Raw genomic sequence first — 15,827 nt, forward strand, 5'->3', positions numbered from 1 at the left:
CGCCCGCCGCCCGGGGCGCGGCGCGGGCCGCCGCGGGGGGGGCCGTCCGCACCGTCTGACCGCCGCGCGCGGCCCGGCGTCCCCGCCCGGCCGGCCGGGCGGGGACGCGCGGGGATGGGCGGCGAGCAGGGGCTACGGCGTCACCGCCTTGCCGCCGAAGGTCACGACCAGGCGGCCGTCCGAGGCGAACGACCAGCCGAGCGCCCCGGCGTACGCCGAGCAGCGGGACCCGTTCGTCCCGGACCAGAACTGGTTCGACGCGTCGGCGTCGCCGGCGACCTTGTCGTTCGACCCGCCGGCGGCGAACCGGCACGAGGTGTCGTTCCGGAACACCGAGGTGCCGGTGTCGAACGAGAAGTTCCTTTCGGCGTTGTCGATGCTGACGTCGTCCGACACCGTGATGGTGCCCGGATTGCTGTTGTAGGTGAATCCGTGGTGGCCGTTCCCGTAGGCGATGCTGCGCCGCACGACGTGGTTCACGGCGATCTTGTCGCCGCCGAGCTTGTAGCCGTTGCGGTCGCCGTTCCCGTTCTGCGTTCCGTCGGTGAGGGTGCCGTTCCCGTAGGAAAGGGAGTCCTCGATCGTGACCGGCCCGATGGTGCCGGTGTCGGTCTTGGTGTACAGATCCCAGCCGTCGTCGATGTTGTTGTGGGAAACGTCGTAGCGGAACACGTTCCCGGTGCCGACGGTGAGCTTGGCGGCGAATCCGTCGGCGTCCTCGCCGTCGGAATCGGAATTGTCGTGGGATTCGGAGCTGACGACGAGGTTCCCGGACGGCCACTGGTCACGCGGGGTGGTGGAGGCGATCCGGGAGATCTGCAGCCCGGTGTCGCGGTTGAAGCGCGTCACCGTCCGCTCGATGACGTTTCCGCTGCCGCCGACGAAGACGCCGTTGTCGCCCGCGTGCTCGACGACGAGGCCGGAGACGTGCCAGTAGGAGCCGTTCACCTGGAGGCCGCGGTTGGCCGGGTCCTCGCTCTGCGCCGAGAAGTCCAGCACGGGGGTCTCGCCGGGATAGGCCGACAGCACGGTGCGCGCGCTCGACGTCCCGTCGTCGCCCTGCGGGATCGTGACCGTCTGCGCGTAGTGGTAGGTGCCGCCGCGCATGTAGATCGTCCCGCCGGGGGAGACGCGGCCGATCGCGGAGGCGAGCGTCGTCGGGTCCGACTGCGTCCCGGACGCGCCGTCGCTGCCGCCCGGCGCGACGTACAGGGCGTCTCCGCTGGTCGGCGGCGGGGTGTCGCCGCCCAGCTCGACGTCGACGCAGTCGAGGTTGGCCAGGCCGGCGGCGCCGGTGGGGGTGAGCCGGACGGTGTTGGCGCCCGCGGTGACCGGGACGGTGACCGTCTTCGTGGCCCACGTGTCCCAGGAGCCGGTGCCCTCGAACGACACCGACGGGCCGGCCGAGCCGTTCACGGTGACGTCCGCTGGACGCGCGGACGAGGTGCCGTTGGCGAAGCGGATCCGCAGCGTGGCCGTGCCCGCGGCCGCCGCGTTCACGGTGAACTGCGCGTACGCCCCGGCCTTGTTCTCGCCGTTGCAGAATCCGGCGCCGGAGTAGCCGCCGTGGTCGGAGTCGATGGTTCCGCTGCATACCGCGGGGGAGCTTTCGGCCTCGTAGCGGGTGGTGGCGGCCTGCGCCGGGTTCGCGGACAGTGCGACGAGCGCGCCGGCGAGCAGTCCGCCGCACGCGATGACGGGTCTCAGTTGCATTGTCTGTCTCCAGATCGCCCGGGTCTCTTCTCCGGGCGTGTCCGACCGTTCTCCCGGCGAAAGGGGAACGGTTCTCGAATGTGGGGTGGTCGGGGATGATCAGTCCCTTGAAAGCGCTTTCTATCTCTCAAAGTAGGCGCGCCTCGCGAACCCGTCAATGGCGGCAATTGTTGTATCCGGGTCCGCTATCGGCCGCGCGAAATAATGCCGGTAAGCCATGCGAAAGCCGCTTCCTGCATGGGAATGTCGAAGACGTGCGGGGCGTCGAAGAAGGCGCCGGTATAGCGGCCGGGCGCCGTCCGGTAGGCCTCGGTGATCTCGCGGTGCGCGCGGCGCATCCCCTCGGCCGGGAAGAGCGGGTCGGCGGCGGCGTAGAGGACCAACAGCGGGCGCGGGACCCGGGAGGCGACCACGCCGGGCCAGTCGGCCAGGCGGGTCAGCCCGGGAGGGAACAGCATCCAGGAATGGGCGGCCACGTGCTCGTCGCGGAAGTCCCGAAAGGAGGAGACCGCCGCGACCGCGATCACGGCGGCGATCCCCGGGGCGAGCGCGCCCAGCAGGGCGGCGCGCACCCCGCCGCCCGACAGGCCGATCGCGCTGACGGACGTGATGCCGGGCCGGGAGCGCAGGTACGCCGCCGCCGCGAGGTCCTCGGAGGCGAGCACCCCGGCGAACGACGTGCCGAGGAGCGTGCAGGCCTTCGCCAGCACGTGCTCGTGGTCGCGTGCCGCGCGGTCGTAGCGGTCGGGCTCGGTCGCGTCCGGACCCGGAGCGAGGGGCATCGGGAAGCGGCGGGAGCCCCAGGCGAGGACGTCATGGCAGAGCACGGCAAAGCCCCGGCGGGCCAGCTCGTTCGCGTAGGCGCGGCCGCCCTGGATCTCGCGGCGCAGCCGGACGACCTCGGGCGCCGGCGGCCCCGGACCGTCGGCGATCTTGTCCTTGCCCGCCCACTTCATGCCCGCGTGGCAGTGCAGCGCGACGACGCCCGGCAGCGGGCCCGCCGCGTCGCGCGGGCGGAGCAGGAAGGCGCGGGTGCGGGGGCCGAAACCGACCGTCCAGGACAGCTCCTCGCCGGCCAGGTCCCCGGCGGTCCACCGGCCCTCGACCCGGACGTCCCGGGCGCGCAGCTCCAGGACGCCGAGCGCGTCGCGCAGGCGCGCGGGCAGGTCCGGGCCCGGTGCCGGGAACAGCCCGCGGTCCTGCGCGGCGATCCCCGCCAGGCCCGCGAACTCCCCGAGCATCAGCCCGCCCGCCGCGTCCCGCCGTCCGTGAGGGCGACGGGGGCGCCGGTCGCGGCGGACAGGCCGGCCGACACGCCGATCATCACGCTCGCGACACCCGCCCGGTACCCCGCCTGCCGCGCGAGCGGATCGTCCGACGGGCCCCGGAACACGTCGTCGAGCAGCAGCGCGTCCCCGCCGCCGTGCGCGCCCGCGCCCCGCTCGATCGCGATCTCCTCGGGCTCGTGCCAGTGCCGGTGCAGGACGAGCCGCTCCGACGCGCCCGCGGCGTGCTCCTTCCCGGACGCGGTCGGGTCGATCGCGGCGTGCGGCGGCGCCCACGCGCGCTCGACCACGTGCAGTTCGAGCCGTCCGGCGGTGCCGTTGAAGACGGCCCGGTACCCCTCCGCCGGGGCGTGGGCGTTGAGGGAGTAGGTGAGCAGCGCGCCCTTCTCGTAGCGGGCGAGGACGGCCATGTTGTCGTCGATGGTGATGCCCTCGCCGAACACGTCCTGGTCGCGGAGGTAGCCGTCCTCGTGCTCGGCGTCCAGGTAGAGCGCTTTGAGCCGGGGATCGGCGGACAGGTCGAGCAGGAACGGGTCCGTGCCGAGCCCCGGCGCGTGCCGAGCCCTGGCGGGACGGTCGGTGAGCCCGCGCGCGCGGGCGTTGTCGGCGCCGTAGAAGCGCAGGGACGTCTGCGCGTAGACGGACGCGGCGGCGTCGTCGAGCCACCAGTTCACCAGGTCGAAATGGTGGGTGGCCTTGTGCACCAGCAGCCCGCCGGAGCTCTCCCTGTCGCGGTGCCAGCGGCGGAAGTAGTCGGCGCCGTGGATGGTGTCCAGCGCCCATTCGAAGTGCACCGACGTGACCTCGCCGATCGCGCCGTCCATGAGCGCCTTCCGGACGGCGCTGTTGCGCGGCGAGTAGCGGTAGTTGAAGGTGACGACGAGGCGGCCGGTGCTGCGTTCGGCGGCGTCCGCGATCGCCGCGCAGTCCTCGGCGGTCGTGCACAGCGGCTTCTCGACGACGACGTCCTTGCCCGCGTCGAGCGCCGCGACGACGTACCGGGCGTGGGCCGCGTCGACCGTGGTGACGATGACGGCGTCCGCGAGCTCGAGCATCTTGCCGAACTCCGCGGGCGCGAAGCACGGCACGTCGCGTCCGATGCGGTCGAGGTAGTAGGCCAGGCGCGTGCGGTTGGGGTCGCAGAGCGCGGCGATCTCGCCGGTGCCGCTCCAGACGCCGAGCAGCGCGTCGACGTACATCTGCGCCCGGTGGCCGAGCCCGACGAAGGCGTATCGCATGGTGCGGGAACTCCAGGATCAGGGGTGGCGCCGTGCGGCCCGGGGGTGGCCGCGGGCCGCACGGCTCGTCCGTGCGCCTTGCCGCGACGCGGCGCTGCGGAGGCGGGGCCTTACTGGGACAGCGCGTTGTTGGCCTCGGACAGGAAGCTCTTGGCCGCGGCGTCCGGCTTCGCCTTGCCGAACAGCACCGAGTCGGTGGCGCGCTTGAGGATGTCCTCCATCTCCGTCGCGCCCTTCGGCGGGATCACGATCGGGCTCAGCTCGCCCTTGATCGAGTCCATGAAGGCCGCCACCTTCTGGTCGGCGGGAGACAGCTTGCCCTTGATCGCGGCGAGCACCTTCGCGTTGGTGGGCAGGCCGCGGTCGCTGAGCACGATCGCGCCGGCCTCGGGGTCGTTGACCATGAAGTCGATGAACTTCGCGGCGGCCTCGGAGTGCTTCGTCCGGGACGAGATCGTGTAGTACATCGCGGGCTGCAGGAACATCCCGGACGCGCTCGCGCCCGGCGCCTTCGGCATCCGCAGCAGCTCCAGGTCCTGGCCGGAGCCCTTGGACAGCGCGTCGAGCTGGTTGCTCCACCAGCTGCCGTACACGCTCTTGTTGGTGGCGAGCAGCGACAGGTCGGGCTTGGTGCCGGTCTCCAGCATCTTCGCGGCGCCGGGCCCGGCCTTCGTGGCGATGATCTTCTGCAGCAGCGCCCACCAGTCCTTGATGGTCTGCTCGGACAGGCCCACCTTGCCGTTCGCGTAGAACGGCTCGCCGCGCTGCCCGGCGAAGACCTGCAGGAACGCCGGGTTCTCGTTGTACTCGGTGCCCCAGACCTGCTCGCCGCTCTTCTGCGTCATCTTCTGGGACGCCGCGATGTAGTCGTCCCAGGTCCACGTCTTGTCGTCGGGCATCTTCTGGCCCTCCTTCTCCAGGAGGTCCTTGTTGACGATCATCGGCCACGTGTTGACGCCGGTCGGGATCGCGTACTGCTTGCCGTCCAACTGCCCGGCCTTGAGCACGCTCTGGTCCAGGTCGGCGGTGCTGACCTTGCCCTTGGTGTCGGCGAGGGCGCCGCGTCCCGCGTACTCGGCCAGGCCGCGGATCTCGATCGACATCACGTCCGGGGCGTCCCCGGCCGCGGTCTTGGTGGCGAGCTTCTCGTAGTAGCTGTCGAAGTCGGAGAAGTCGCCCTCGACGTCGATCGTCGGGTTCTTCTTCTCGAAGGCGGCGATCGCCGTCTCGGTCAGCTTCTGCCGGGAGTCGCTGCCCCAGTAGGAGAAGACGAGCTTGGTCCTGCCGCCGGATCCGCCGTCGTCGCCGCCTCCGCAGGCGGTGGCCGAGACCGCCACCACGGCGAGGGCGGTGGCCGCCAGGATGCGTTTCATTGTTCGTACCTCCGGACAGGGGGGTGGGGAGGAAGCGGGGGGCTATTTGAAACCGGTGGTCGCCATTCCGCGGACGAGGTATTTCTGGCCGGCCAGGAAGAAGCCGAAGATCGGGCCGAGCGAGATGATCGACATCGCGAACATCGGCCCCCACGACGAATCGCTGCTGGCGTCCAGGAACTGGCGCAGCGCGACGGGCGCGGTGAGGTTGTCGGAATTGGTGAGGTAGAGGTTCTGGGTGAAGAAGTCGTTCCACGTCCAGATGAACGTGAAGATCGCGGTGGTGGCCAGCGCGGGCACGCACAGCGGCAGGATGACCTGCACGAACGTCCGCCAGTGGCCGGCGCCGTCGATCGCGGCGGCCTCGTCCAGCTCGCGGGGCAGGGTGCGGATGAACTGCACCATCAGGAAGATGAAGAACGCGTCGGTGGCGAGGAACTTCGGCACCACGATCGGCCAGATCGTGTTGATCCAGCCGATCTTGCTGAACATGATGTACTGCGGCACGACGGTGACGTGGTGCGGCAGCATGATCGACAGCAGCATGACGGTGAACCACAGCTTCTTCAGCGGGAACTCCAGCCGCGCGAACGCGTAGGCGGCCAGGGAGCAGGCCACCAGGTTGCCGACGACCGCGAGCACGGTGATGACCGCCGAGTTCCACAGGTAGTAGCCGAAGGAGTGCTTGAGCGCGTGCCAGCCGCCGGAGTAGTTCGCGCCGGTGACGTCGTGCGGCACCAGCCCCGGCTCCCGGAAGATCAGGCCCTCCGGCTTGATCGAGCTGGAGACCATCCAGAGCAGCGGGTAGAGCATGAACAGCCCGAACACGATCAGCAGCACGTGCTTGGTCAGCCGCGACGCGGGCCGGAACAGCACCGGCACGCGGTTACTTCTCGTCGCCATAGAAGACCCAGAATCGAGACATGAGGAAGTTGACGGCGGTCAGGGCCCCGATGATGAGCAGCAGCACCCAGGCCATGGCGGCCGCGTAGCCCATCTCGTAGTTCTTGAAGCCCTTGATGTAGAGGTAGAGCGTGTAGAAGAGGGTCGAGTCGACCGGTCCGCCGTTGCCGCCGCTGACGACGAACGCCTGCGTGAAGGACTGGAACGACTTGATCAGCTCCAGCACGGCGTTGAAGAAGATGATCGGGGTGAGCAGCGGCAGCGTGATGGAGCGGAACTGGCGCCAGCGGCCGGCGCCGTCCACCCGGGCCGCCTCGTACAGCTCCCGCGGGATCTGCCGGAGCCCGGCCAGGAAGATGACCATCGGGGCGCCGAACGTCCACACGTGCAGGATGATCAGCGTCCACAGCGCGGTGTCGGGGCTGGTGACCCAGCCCTCGCCGTGGTAGCCGAACCAGCCGAGGAACGTGTTGACGATCCCGTCGGTCCCGAAGATCTTCCGCCACAGGATCGCGATCGCGACGCTGCCGCCGAGCAGTGAGGGCAGGTAGAAGACCGACCGGTAGATCGGCAGCCCGCGCAGCCCCTTGTCCAGCGCCATCGCCAGCCCGAGCGCGAACGCGAGCTGGAGCGGCACGGAGACGGCGACGTAGACGGTCGTGACCCGGAGCGAGTGGATGAACCGGTCGTCGGCCGTGAACATCCTGTGGTAGTTGTCCAGGCCGATCCAGTGCGGCGGCGTCAGCATGCTGTAGTCGTTGAACGACAGGTACAGCGTGGCGATCATCGGGCCGAGCGTGATGGCGAACAGCCCGATGAACCAGGGGGCCAGGAACAGGTAGCCGGCCCATGCCTGTGAGCGTGCGCGGGAGCTCTTGCGGCGGCGGGGGCGGCGCGCTCGCCGCCGCGCGGGGGGCGCGGCCGGGGGTTCGGCCGTCCCCGCCGCCGGGCCGGCCTCGGCGGGCCTCAGCGTCATCACTGGCCCTTCGGTTGAGCGGGTGGATGAGATAGCGCTTTCTTATAGCCATCTCGCAGATGACGTCAACCCTTTGCAGTGAGATTCCTCACGACCGACGTCGAACCGCAATCGAATAAGCCGAGGTCAGCGGCCTTTTGAGTACAAAGCATCGGCACCATAACGTTCGGGCTTGCCTGCTCGTTACTACAAACGGTTGCAGTCGCGGGCATGGCTGAAGCGGTACGTGGTGACCGAGCGGTGCTCCTGTCCGGGCCGCAGCACCGCGGACGGGAACGCCGGCCGGTTCGGCGCGTCGGGGAACCGCTGGGTCTCCAGGCACAGGCCCGCGAACGGCCCGAACGGGGTGGCGACGCCGTCCAGCATGTGCCCGGTGTAGAACTGCACGCCCGGCTCGGTCGTGGTGACCTCCATCGACCGGCCGCTCGCCGGATCGGTCACCGTCGCCCGCCCGCGGAGCACGAAGCAGTGGTCGTAGCGGCCGTCGCGGCGCGCGTCCACCCGGGTGGGGGCGGTGAAGTCGAACGGCGTCCCGGCGACCGGCGCCAGCTCGCCGGTGGGGATCTTCCCCTCGTCGACCGGCAGGTAGCGGTCGGCCTCCATCATCACCACGTGGCGGCGCACGTCGCCGGAGCCCGCCAGGTTGAAGTAGGAGTGGTTGGTCAGGTTGACCACCGTCGGGGCGTCGGTCACGGCGCGGTACTCCAGCCGCAGCGCGTCGCCGTCCAGGACGTACCGGACGCGGGCCCGCAGCTCGCCCGGATAGCCCTCCTCGCCGTCCGGGCTCACCAGGCTCAGCTCCACCTCCTCGGGACCGGCCGACTCGGCCCGCCACACCCGCTTGTCGAAACCGCGGACGCCGCCGTGCAGGGTGTGCTCGCCGTCGTTGGCCGCGAGCCGGTACTCCCGGCCGTCGAGGGTGAACCTGCCGCGGGCGATGCGGTTGCCGTACCGGCCGACGACCGCGCCGAAGTACCGGCTGCGGCGCAGGTAGTCCTGGAGCGTCCCGAGGCCGAGCACGACGTCGGTGCCGTCGGCGACCCGGAGCCGCTGGAGCGTCGCGCCGTAGGTCAGGACGGCGGCCCGCAACCGCCCGTTGTCCAGCACGTGCCGGTGGACCTTCTCGCCTTCGGGGGTGACGCCGAAGGCCGTGTCGGGAAGCGTCATGGCAATCCTTTCGGGGGTGCGGTGGACTCGCGGACCACCAGGTGGGTCTCCAGGACGGTGGCGGCGCTCATCGACTTGACGAGCAGGTCGACGGCCATGCGCCCGGCGTCGGCCGTGGGCATGGCGACCGTGGTGAGCTTGGGCCGGTGCAGCCGCCCGGTGATGCTGTCGTCGACGCCGATCACGCTGACGTCGGCCGGCACCCGGACGCCGCGCTCCTCCAGGCCCTCGATCAGCCCGATCGCGACGAGGTCGTTGTAGGCCAGCACGCCGGTCACGCCCGCCGCGGCCACCTGCTCGGCGACCGCGACGCCGCCCTGCTCGGTGGGCGCGTTCGGGCCGAACACGACCGTGTCGACGCCGGGCATGCCGGTGACGGCCCGGCGCATCTCACCGCTCGTCCACGAGCCGGCGGGGCCCGACACGAGGGCGACGCGCCGGTGGCCGAGCCCGGTCAGGTGCTCCATCGCGGTGCGGGCGCCGTGCGCGACGTCCATGACGACCGTCGGCACCCCGCGCATCCGCCGGTTGACCAGGACGAACGGGATCGTCTCGGCGAGCCTGCCGAGCGCCTTGTTCGACAGCCGGGGGCTGCACAGCACGACGCCGTCGACCTGCTTGGAGAACGCCAGCACGAGGTCCTGCTCCTCGACCGGGTCCTCGTCGGTGTCGGCGACGAACAGGTGGTAGTCCTGGGCGCGGGCGGCGGCCTGCGCCGCCTTGATCAGCGGGGGGAAGAACGGGTTCGCCAGGTCGGCGACGATCAGCCCGAGGTTGCCGGTCCGGCCGGTGGTGAGCGAGCGGGCCGCCCGGTTCGGCCGGTAGCCGAGCTCCTCGGCCGCCGCGAGCACCCGGTTCCGGGTCTCGGCGTTCACCATGTGCGGCGCGGAGAACGTCCGCGACACCGTCGACACGTGCACGCCGCAGGCATGGGCGACGTCCCGGATAGTCACAGCCATGCCGCCCACCTTAACGCAACCGTTTGCACAATGGAGGTGATCACTCAAGCTGTTTTCCCTGGTCGAACGCCGCTCTCTTGACGGGTGCCCGGATCTGGCGGGATCGTTACTGCAACTGTTTGCAGCACCCCTCAGGAGGTTCACGCGGTGAGCAGAGTGCTCGTCACCGGAAGCGCGGGCCGGCTCGGCCGCAGCGTCGTCGGCGCGCTGGCGGCCGCCGGACACGAGGTGATCGGCGTCGACACCGCCCCGGGCACGCCCCGGGACGCCGCCGAAACCCTACCGGCCGACCTCACCGATCTGGGCGAGGCCCACTCGGCCCTCGCCCGGTTCCGGCCGGAGGCGGTCGTGCACCTCGCCGCCATCGCCGTCCCGTTCGGCCGGACGGACGCCACGATCTTCCGGGTCAACACCCAGCTCGCCTTCAACGTCTGCGCCGCGTCGGTGGCGCTCGGGGTGGAGCGGCTCGTCGTCGCGAGCAGCCCGACCGTGATGGGCTACGGCGCGCCCGGCGGCTGGATCCCCGACCGCCTGCCGCTGGACGAGGAGCACCCGCCGCGGCCCTGGAACGTCTACAGCCTGTCGAAACTGGTCGCCGAGCAGACCATGCAGGCGTTCGCGCGGGCCGGGTCCGGCACCCGGATGGCCGCGGTCCGGCCCTGCTTCGTCGTCGCGCCCGAGGAGTGGGACGGCGCGCCGACCCAGTCGGGGCACACCCTGCGCGAACGCCTGGACCGGCCGGAGATCGGCAGCGTCTCGCTGTTCAACTACCTCGACGCCCGCGACGCCGGCGAGTTCGTCGACGCGCTCCTCGCACGGCTGCCCGACCTGGAGCGCAACGGCGAGGTGTTCTTCGCCGGCGCCGGCGACGCGCTGGCCCGCGAACCGCTCGCCGAGCTGCTGCCCCGGTTCTTCCCGGAGACGAAGGAGGCCGCCGCCGTGCTGACCGGCACGGCCCCGGCGTTCTCCTCCGCCAAGGCCGAGCGGCTGCTCGGCTGGTCCGCCAAGCGCAGCTGGCGCACCGAGCTCGCCTGAGGGGGACGCATGATCGAGGACCTGTCCGTCGCCGCCCGGTCGGTGCCGCTGGCCCGGCCGTGGGGCGCCGACGTGCCCGCCAACCACGTCCTGCTCGTCACGCTCACGCTGGACGACGGGCGGACGGGCACCGGGATCTCCTGGACCCCGCAGATCGGGGCCGCCGCGGTCCGGGCGCTGCTGGAGCACGACGTCCGCGACGCGGTGATCGGGCTCCCCGCGCATCCCGGCGCCGTGTGGGACCGGCTGTCGGCCCGCCTCGGCGAGGCCGGGCGGTCCGGGATCGTCCCGATCGCGATGGCCGGCGTCGACCTCGCGCTGTGGGACCTGGAATGCGGCGGTCGGTCGCTCGTGGACGTGCTCGGGGCGCGGCGCGACTCCGTTCCCGTCTACGGCAGCGGCGTCAACCTGCACTACTCGCTGGACGAGCTGACCGCGCAGGCCGCGCGGTGGGCCGCCGCCGGGCACCCCGCCGTCAAGATCAAGGTGGGCCGGCCGTCGCTCGCCGAGGACGTCGCGCGGGTCGCCGCCGTCCGCGAGGTCGTCGGCCCGGACACCGCCCTGATGATCGACGCGAACCAGCGGTGGGACCTGCACCGGGCCCGGACGGCGCTGCGCGCGCTGGAGCGGTTCGACCCATTCTGGATCGAGGAGCCGCTGCCCGCCGACGACGTCGGCGCCCACGCGGAGCTGCGCCGGAGCATCGGCACGCCGATCGCGGTCGGCGAGAACGTCGCGACCGCGCACGGCTTCCGCGACCTGCTGACCGCGGGGGCCTGCGACGTGGTCCAGCCGAACGTCGTGCGGGTCGGCGGCATCACCCCGTTCCTGCGCATCGCCGACCTCGCCCGCGTCTTCGACGTGCCGGTCTACCCGCACCTGCTCACCGAGCTGTCGGGGCAGCTCGCGCTGGCCCTGCACCATCCCGCGATGGTGGAGCTGGTCGAGGACGCGTCGCTCACCGACCTCGGGCTGCTGGCCGATCCGCCCCCGGTGGAGATCGCCGGCGCGGAGCTGCGGGCGACGGGCGCGCCGACCCGGTGGACGGCGCGGCGGACGGCGGGGTGGCCGGCATGAGGCCCGTGCGGGTCGTCGTCGCGGGCGTCAACGGTTACGGGCGCCACCATCTGGAGAACGTCGGGCGCCTGGCCGCGCTGGGCCGGGCCGAGCTGGCCGGGGTCGGCGACGTCCGGCCGCCGTCCGGGCTCGGCGTGCCGGTCTCGGCCGACCTCCCGGTGCTGATCCGGGAGACCGGCGCGGAGGTCGCGGTGATCGCCACCCCGATCCACACGCACGCGCCGCTCGCCGTCGCCGCGCTCCGGGCCGGCGCGCACGTGCTGCTGGAGAAGCCGCCCGCGCCGTCGCTGGAGGAGTTCGCCGCCGTCTCCGCCGCGGTGGCCGAGACCGGCCTGGTCTGCCAGGTCGGCTTCCAGTCGCTCGGGTCGGCGGCGATCCCGGCGGCCCGCGACGTGCTCGGCGAGCCGGTCCGCGGCATCGGGGTCGCCGGAGCGTGGACCCGGCCGTTCGACTACTACACCCGCTCGGCGTGGGCGGGGCACCGCCGGCTGGACGGCGTCGACGTCATGGACGGCGCCCTCACCAACCCCTTCGCCCACGCGGTCGCGTCCGCCCTCGCCGTCGCCGGGGCGGACACCGCCGAGTCGATCGCGGGCATCGAGCTGGAGCTGTACCGCGCCAACGGCATCGAGTCCGACGACACCTCCAGCGCACGGCTCCGGCTGGCCGGCGGCACCGTCATCGCGATCACGGTCTCGCTGTGCTCCGACCGCCGCCGCACCGAGCCCTACCTGCACCTGCACGGCACGACCCGGTCGGCGCGGCTCTTCTACACCCTCGACGAGATCGAGGCCGGCGGGGTCAGGACCGGTTACGACCGGACCGACCTGCTCGGCAACCTCATCGCGCACGTCCGGGACGGGGCGGGCCTGCTGGTGCCGCTCGCCCGCACCGGCGGCTTCACCCGGCTGCTCGACGCGATCCGGCGCGCCCCCGGACCGCGGCCGGTCGAGGGACGGTTCGTCCGCGCCGAACCGTCCCGGCTGGTGCTGCCGGGGATCGAGGACCTGGCCGTGCGGGCGGCGGCCGAGCTCAAGACGCTCTCCGAACTGGGCTTCCCCGAGAGCCTCGGGTCGGTCCGGGCTCCATGGCCGGAGACGGTGCTGCGGGCGGACGGGCGGGACGTCGCCGCCTACACCGAGCGCGGGGACCTGCAGCCGTCCGACGCCCCGCGGCCCCACCTGCACCCCGTCCGGACGCTCGGCGGGACGGTCGTCACCGAGGTCCAGCCGGACGACCACGTCCACCATTTCGGGGCGAGCGTCGCGATATCCGACGTCGACGGCGCCAACTTCTGGGGCGGGTCCACCTACGTCCGGGACGAAGGGCCGCGGATGCTGGCCGACCACGGACGGCAGCGGCGGCGCACGCTCCGGCCCGTCGACGGCGGCTACGCGGAGAGCCTCGACTGGGTCGGCCCGGACGGCACCGTCGTCGCCGCCGAGGAACGCACCCTGACCGCACGAACCGTGGCGGAGGACGCCTGGGCGCTGGACTTCGCGTTCACATTCACCGGACGGACGGGGCGCCCGCTCGTCCTGCAGAGTTCGGCCTGCAAGGGGCGGGTCGGCGCGGGCTACGGCGGGTTCTTCTGGCGCGCGCCCAAGGACTCGTCCGGCCTCGCCGTCTTCACCGGCGAGGCGTCGGGGGAGGAGGCCGTGCACGGCAGCGTCACCCCGTGGCTGGCCCTGGCCTCGGACGACTGGACGCTGGTGTTCGTCCAGACCGCCGGGCTCGACCCGTGGTTCGTCCGCGTCGCCGAGTACCCGGGCGTCGGACCGGCGCTGGCCTGGGACGAGCCGCTGACCGTACCCGAGAGCCTGCACCGGGCGGTCACGGTCGTGGTCGCCGACGGGCGGCTCGCTCCCGGACGGGCCCGTGACCTCGCCGAAGGGACCGCAGGATGAGGATCTTCATCGCGGGCGACTCGACCGCCGCGGACTACCCGTCGGGCCAGGCGCCCCAGGCCGGGTGGGGGCAGGCGCTCGCCCGGTTCCTGGACGTCCCGGTCGTCAACGGGGCCTACCCCGGCGCGAGCGCGCGCAGCTCGATCGAGCGGCTCGGCATGCACGACCGGATCATGTCCGAGATCGGCGCGGGCGATGTCCTGCTCATCTGCTTCGGCCACAACGACCCCAGGCACGACCAGCAGAGGTTCGGTGCCCCCTACGGCGCCTACACCTCCTGCCTGCGCCGCTACGTGGACGGCGCCCGGTCGCGTGATGCCCGTCCGGTACTGGTGACGCCGGTCGAGCGCCGCACGCCGGACGGGTCGTCCACGCACGGCGAGTACCCGGCGGCGATGAGGGCGCTCGCCGAGGCCGAACGGGTCCCGCTCGTCGATCTGCAGAGCGCGAGCGCGCGCCGCTGGCGCGAACTCGGCCCGGACGCGACCAGAGAGCTGTTCCTGTGGCTCGGCCCGCACCCCAACTACCCGCGCGGCAGCGCCGACGACACCCACTTCACCGCGGCGGGCGCGATCGAGGTCGCCCGGCTGCTGCTGGCGGAGGCGGGGCCGCTGCTGCCGCCCGCCGCCCGCATCCCCGACGACCTGACCTGGAGGACGCCCGTGCCCGTCCCGAGCATCGACGCCCGCACCGGCGGCCGCCGCGCCGAGTACGCCACCGCCACCCCGCAGGAGGTCGGCGCGGTCTGCCGCCGCGCCGCCGACCTGCTGCCCGTCCTCGACGAGGCGGGGCCGCGGGGCCGCGCCGCGCTCCTCGACGCGATGGCCGCCGCCCTCGACGACCGCACGGACGAGCTGGTCGCGGCGGCCGACGCCGAGACGGCCCTCGGCGGGGCGCGGCTCACCGGTGAGGCCGCCCGCACCAGCGGGCAGCTCCGGCTGTTCGCCGAGGTGCTGCGCGAGGGGTCGTTCCTGGACGTCCGCATCGACTCCGCCGATCCGGCCGCCGTCCCGCCCAAGCCGGACCTGCGCCGGATGAACGTGCCGCTCGGCGTCGCCGGCGTGTTCTCCGCGTCGAACTTCCCGTTCGCGTTCAGCGTCGCCGGCGGCGACACCGCGAGCGCGCTCGCCGCGGGCTGCACGGTCGTCGTCAAGGCCCACGAGCTGCACCCGGAGACCTCGGTCCGGACGCTCGGCGCGCTTCGCGCGGGCGCCGCCGCGGCCGGCCTCCCCGAGGACGTGGTGCAGCTCGTCCACGGACGCGACGCGGGCACCGCGCTCGTCCAGGACGGGCGGGTGAAGGCGATCGGCTTCACCGGTTCCGTGCGGGGCGGCCGGTACCTGCACGACCTGGCGATGGCGCGTCCCGAGCCGATCCCGTTCTACGGCGAGCTGGGCAGCCTGAACCCGCTCGTCGTGACGCCGGGCGCGGCGAAGGCCCGGCTCGCGGAGATCGCCGAGGGCCTCGCGGCGTCGGTCGCCCTCGGCGCGGGCCAGTTCTGCGTCAAGCCCGGGCTCGTCCTGGCCCCCGCCGGGTCCGGCCTCGCCGACGCGATGGCCGGGTCCTTCACCGGCCTCGCCCCGCAGACGCTCCTCGGCGACGGGATCCGGTCCGCCTTCACGGAAGGCGCCGCCGAACGCGCGTCCATCCCGGGCCTGCGCACCGTCGCGACCGGGCGAACGGGCGACGGCCGCCAGGTCGCCGCCCGCCTCATGGCGGGCCCCGTCTCCCTCCTCGGCTCCTCCGAGCTGCTGCTGGAGGAGTGCTTCGGCCCGATGACCGTCGTCCTGGAGTACAGCGGCGAAGCGGACCTGGCCGACGCCCTCGCCGCCGCCCCGGGCAGCCTCACGGTCACCCTGCACAGCGAGCCCCACGAGGCGGGCCTCGCCGCGCGGCTGGCCGCGATCGCCCGCGACCGCGCGGGGCGTCTCGTCTTCGACGGTTACCCGACGGGCGTCACCGTCGGCTGGGCGCAGCAGCACGGTGGCCCCTATCCCGCCACCACGGCGCCCACCACGACGTCGGTCGGGACGGCCGCGATCGCACGCTTCCTGCGGCCCGTCGCCTACCAGGACTGCCCGCCGCCGCTCCTCCCGCCCGCCCTCCGCGACGACAACCCGTGGCGCGTGCCCCGGCGCGTCGACGGCACCCTGGTCCTTCCCGAGGCCCCGCCCGGCGGCGCCTGCTGAGCGC

General features: G+C 72.7%; 12 protein-coding genes. 4 read left to right on the forward strand and 8 right to left on the reverse strand.

The features are described 5' to 3' along the window. Window positions 1-132 precede the first annotated feature (132 nt). The 8 genes from F9B16_RS02850 to F9B16_RS02885 form a co-directional block, all read right to left on the reverse strand. Window positions 133-1,713, reverse strand: coding sequence for a carbohydrate-binding protein (locus tag F9B16_RS02850; protein ID WP_151538226.1), 1,581 nt, complete (start codon window positions 1,711-1,713; stop codon window positions 133-135). Window positions 1,714-1,898: 185 nt separating this feature from the next. Further along, entirely contained in the window at window positions 1,899-2,954 is a 1,056-nt protein-coding gene (locus tag F9B16_RS02855; RefSeq protein WP_151538227.1) for a dienelactone hydrolase family protein, read from the reverse strand. Beyond that, window positions 2,954-4,237 (reverse strand): Gfo/Idh/MocA family protein, encoded by a 1,284-nt coding sequence (locus F9B16_RS02860; RefSeq protein ID WP_151538228.1) that lies wholly within the window; start codon window positions 4,235-4,237, stop codon window positions 2,954-2,956. Before F9B16_RS02860 ends, F9B16_RS02855 begins: the two co-directional genes overlap by 1 nt. A 110-nt stretch (window positions 4,238-4,347) precedes the next feature. Further along, entirely contained in the window at window positions 4,348-5,610 is a 1,263-nt protein-coding gene (locus F9B16_RS02865; protein ID WP_151538229.1) for an ABC transporter substrate-binding protein, read from the reverse strand. 42 nt (window positions 5,611-5,652) lie between these two features. Continuing rightward, on the reverse strand, window positions 5,653-6,513 hold the full coding sequence (locus F9B16_RS02870) for a carbohydrate ABC transporter permease (protein WP_151538230.1): 861 nt from the start codon (window positions 6,511-6,513) through the stop codon (window positions 5,653-5,655). Then, window positions 6,497-7,489: a carbohydrate ABC transporter permease gene (locus tag F9B16_RS02875; RefSeq protein ID WP_151538231.1), complete on the reverse strand. Its 993-nt coding sequence runs from the start codon at window positions 7,487-7,489 to the stop codon at window positions 6,497-6,499. Before F9B16_RS02875 ends, F9B16_RS02870 begins: the two co-directional genes overlap by 17 nt. 186 nt (window positions 7,490-7,675) lie before the next feature. Further along, window positions 7,676-8,656: an aldose epimerase family protein gene (locus F9B16_RS02880; RefSeq protein WP_151538232.1), complete on the reverse strand. Its 981-nt coding sequence runs from the start codon at window positions 8,654-8,656 to the stop codon at window positions 7,676-7,678. Then, window positions 8,653-9,615 (reverse strand): LacI family DNA-binding transcriptional regulator, encoded by a 963-nt coding sequence (locus F9B16_RS02885; protein ID WP_151538233.1) that lies wholly within the window; start codon window positions 9,613-9,615, stop codon window positions 8,653-8,655. The genes F9B16_RS02880 and F9B16_RS02885 overlap by 4 nt, the downstream gene beginning before the upstream one ends. 147 nt (window positions 9,616-9,762) lie before the next feature. Between F9B16_RS02885 and F9B16_RS02890 the strand changes: the two genes are divergently transcribed. Genes F9B16_RS02890 through F9B16_RS02905 form a run of 4 tightly spaced genes read left to right on the forward strand, consistent with a single transcriptional unit; the run spans window position 9,763 to window position 15,823 of the window. Then, window positions 9,763-10,650 carry an NAD-dependent epimerase/dehydratase family protein gene (locus tag F9B16_RS02890; protein WP_151538234.1) on the forward strand — a complete coding sequence of 296 codons (888 nt, stop codon included), beginning with the start codon at window positions 9,763-9,765 and terminating at the stop codon, window positions 10,648-10,650. A gap of 9 nt (window positions 10,651-10,659) precedes the next feature. After that, window positions 10,660-11,727 (forward strand): mandelate racemase/muconate lactonizing enzyme family protein, encoded by a 1,068-nt coding sequence (locus F9B16_RS02895; protein WP_151538235.1) that lies wholly within the window; start codon window positions 10,660-10,662, stop codon window positions 11,725-11,727. Further along, entirely contained in the window at window positions 11,724-13,634 is a 1,911-nt protein-coding gene (locus tag F9B16_RS02900; protein ID WP_151538236.1) for a DUF6807 family protein, read from the forward strand. The genes F9B16_RS02895 and F9B16_RS02900 overlap by 4 nt, the downstream gene beginning before the upstream one ends. Beyond that, a complete protein-coding gene (locus F9B16_RS02905) occupies window positions 13,631-15,823 on the forward strand; it encodes an aldehyde dehydrogenase family protein (protein WP_151538237.1) in 2,193 nt (730 codons plus the stop codon). Before F9B16_RS02900 ends, F9B16_RS02905 begins: the two co-directional genes overlap by 4 nt. The last annotated feature ends 4 nt before the right edge of the window (window positions 15,824-15,827 follow it).

Source organism: Actinomadura montaniterrae, assembly GCF_008923365.1.
In the GTDB taxonomy this organism is placed as follows: domain Bacteria; phylum Actinomycetota; class Actinomycetes; order Streptosporangiales; family Streptosporangiaceae; genus Spirillospora; species Spirillospora montaniterrae.

Coding starts and splice junctions, on each gene's coding strand:
- F9B16_RS02850 (WP_151538226.1), bottom strand. CDS start 1,713: ATGCAACTGAGACCCGTCATCGCGTGCGGCGGACTGCTCGCCGGCGCG.
- F9B16_RS02855 (WP_151538227.1), bottom strand. CDS start 2,954: ATGCTCGGGGAGTTCGCGGGCCTGGCGGGGATCGCCGCGCAGGACCGC.
- F9B16_RS02860 (WP_151538228.1), bottom strand. CDS start 4,237: ATGCGATACGCCTTCGTCGGGCTCGGCCACCGGGCGCAGATGTACGTC.
- F9B16_RS02865 (WP_151538229.1), bottom strand. CDS start 5,610: ATGAAACGCATCCTGGCGGCCACCGCCCTCGCCGTGGTGGCGGTCTCG.
- F9B16_RS02870 (WP_151538230.1), bottom strand. CDS start 6,513: ATGGCGACGAGAAGTAACCGCGTGCCGGTGCTGTTCCGGCCCGCGTCG.
- F9B16_RS02875 (WP_151538231.1), bottom strand. CDS start 7,489: ATGACGCTGAGGCCCGCCGAGGCCGGCCCGGCGGCGGGGACGGCCGAA.
- F9B16_RS02880 (WP_151538232.1), bottom strand. CDS start 8,656: ATGACGCTTCCCGACACGGCCTTCGGCGTCACCCCCGAAGGCGAGAAG.
- F9B16_RS02885 (WP_151538233.1), bottom strand. CDS start 9,615: ATGGCTGTGACTATCCGGGACGTCGCCCATGCCTGCGGCGTGCACGTG.
- F9B16_RS02895 (WP_151538235.1), top strand. CDS start 10,660: ATGATCGAGGACCTGTCCGTCGCCGCCCGGTCGGTGCCGCTGGCCCGG.
- F9B16_RS02900 (WP_151538236.1), top strand. CDS start 11,724: ATGAGGCCCGTGCGGGTCGTCGTCGCGGGCGTCAACGGTTACGGGCGC.
- F9B16_RS02905 (WP_151538237.1), top strand. CDS start 13,631: ATGAGGATCTTCATCGCGGGCGACTCGACCGCCGCGGACTACCCGTCG.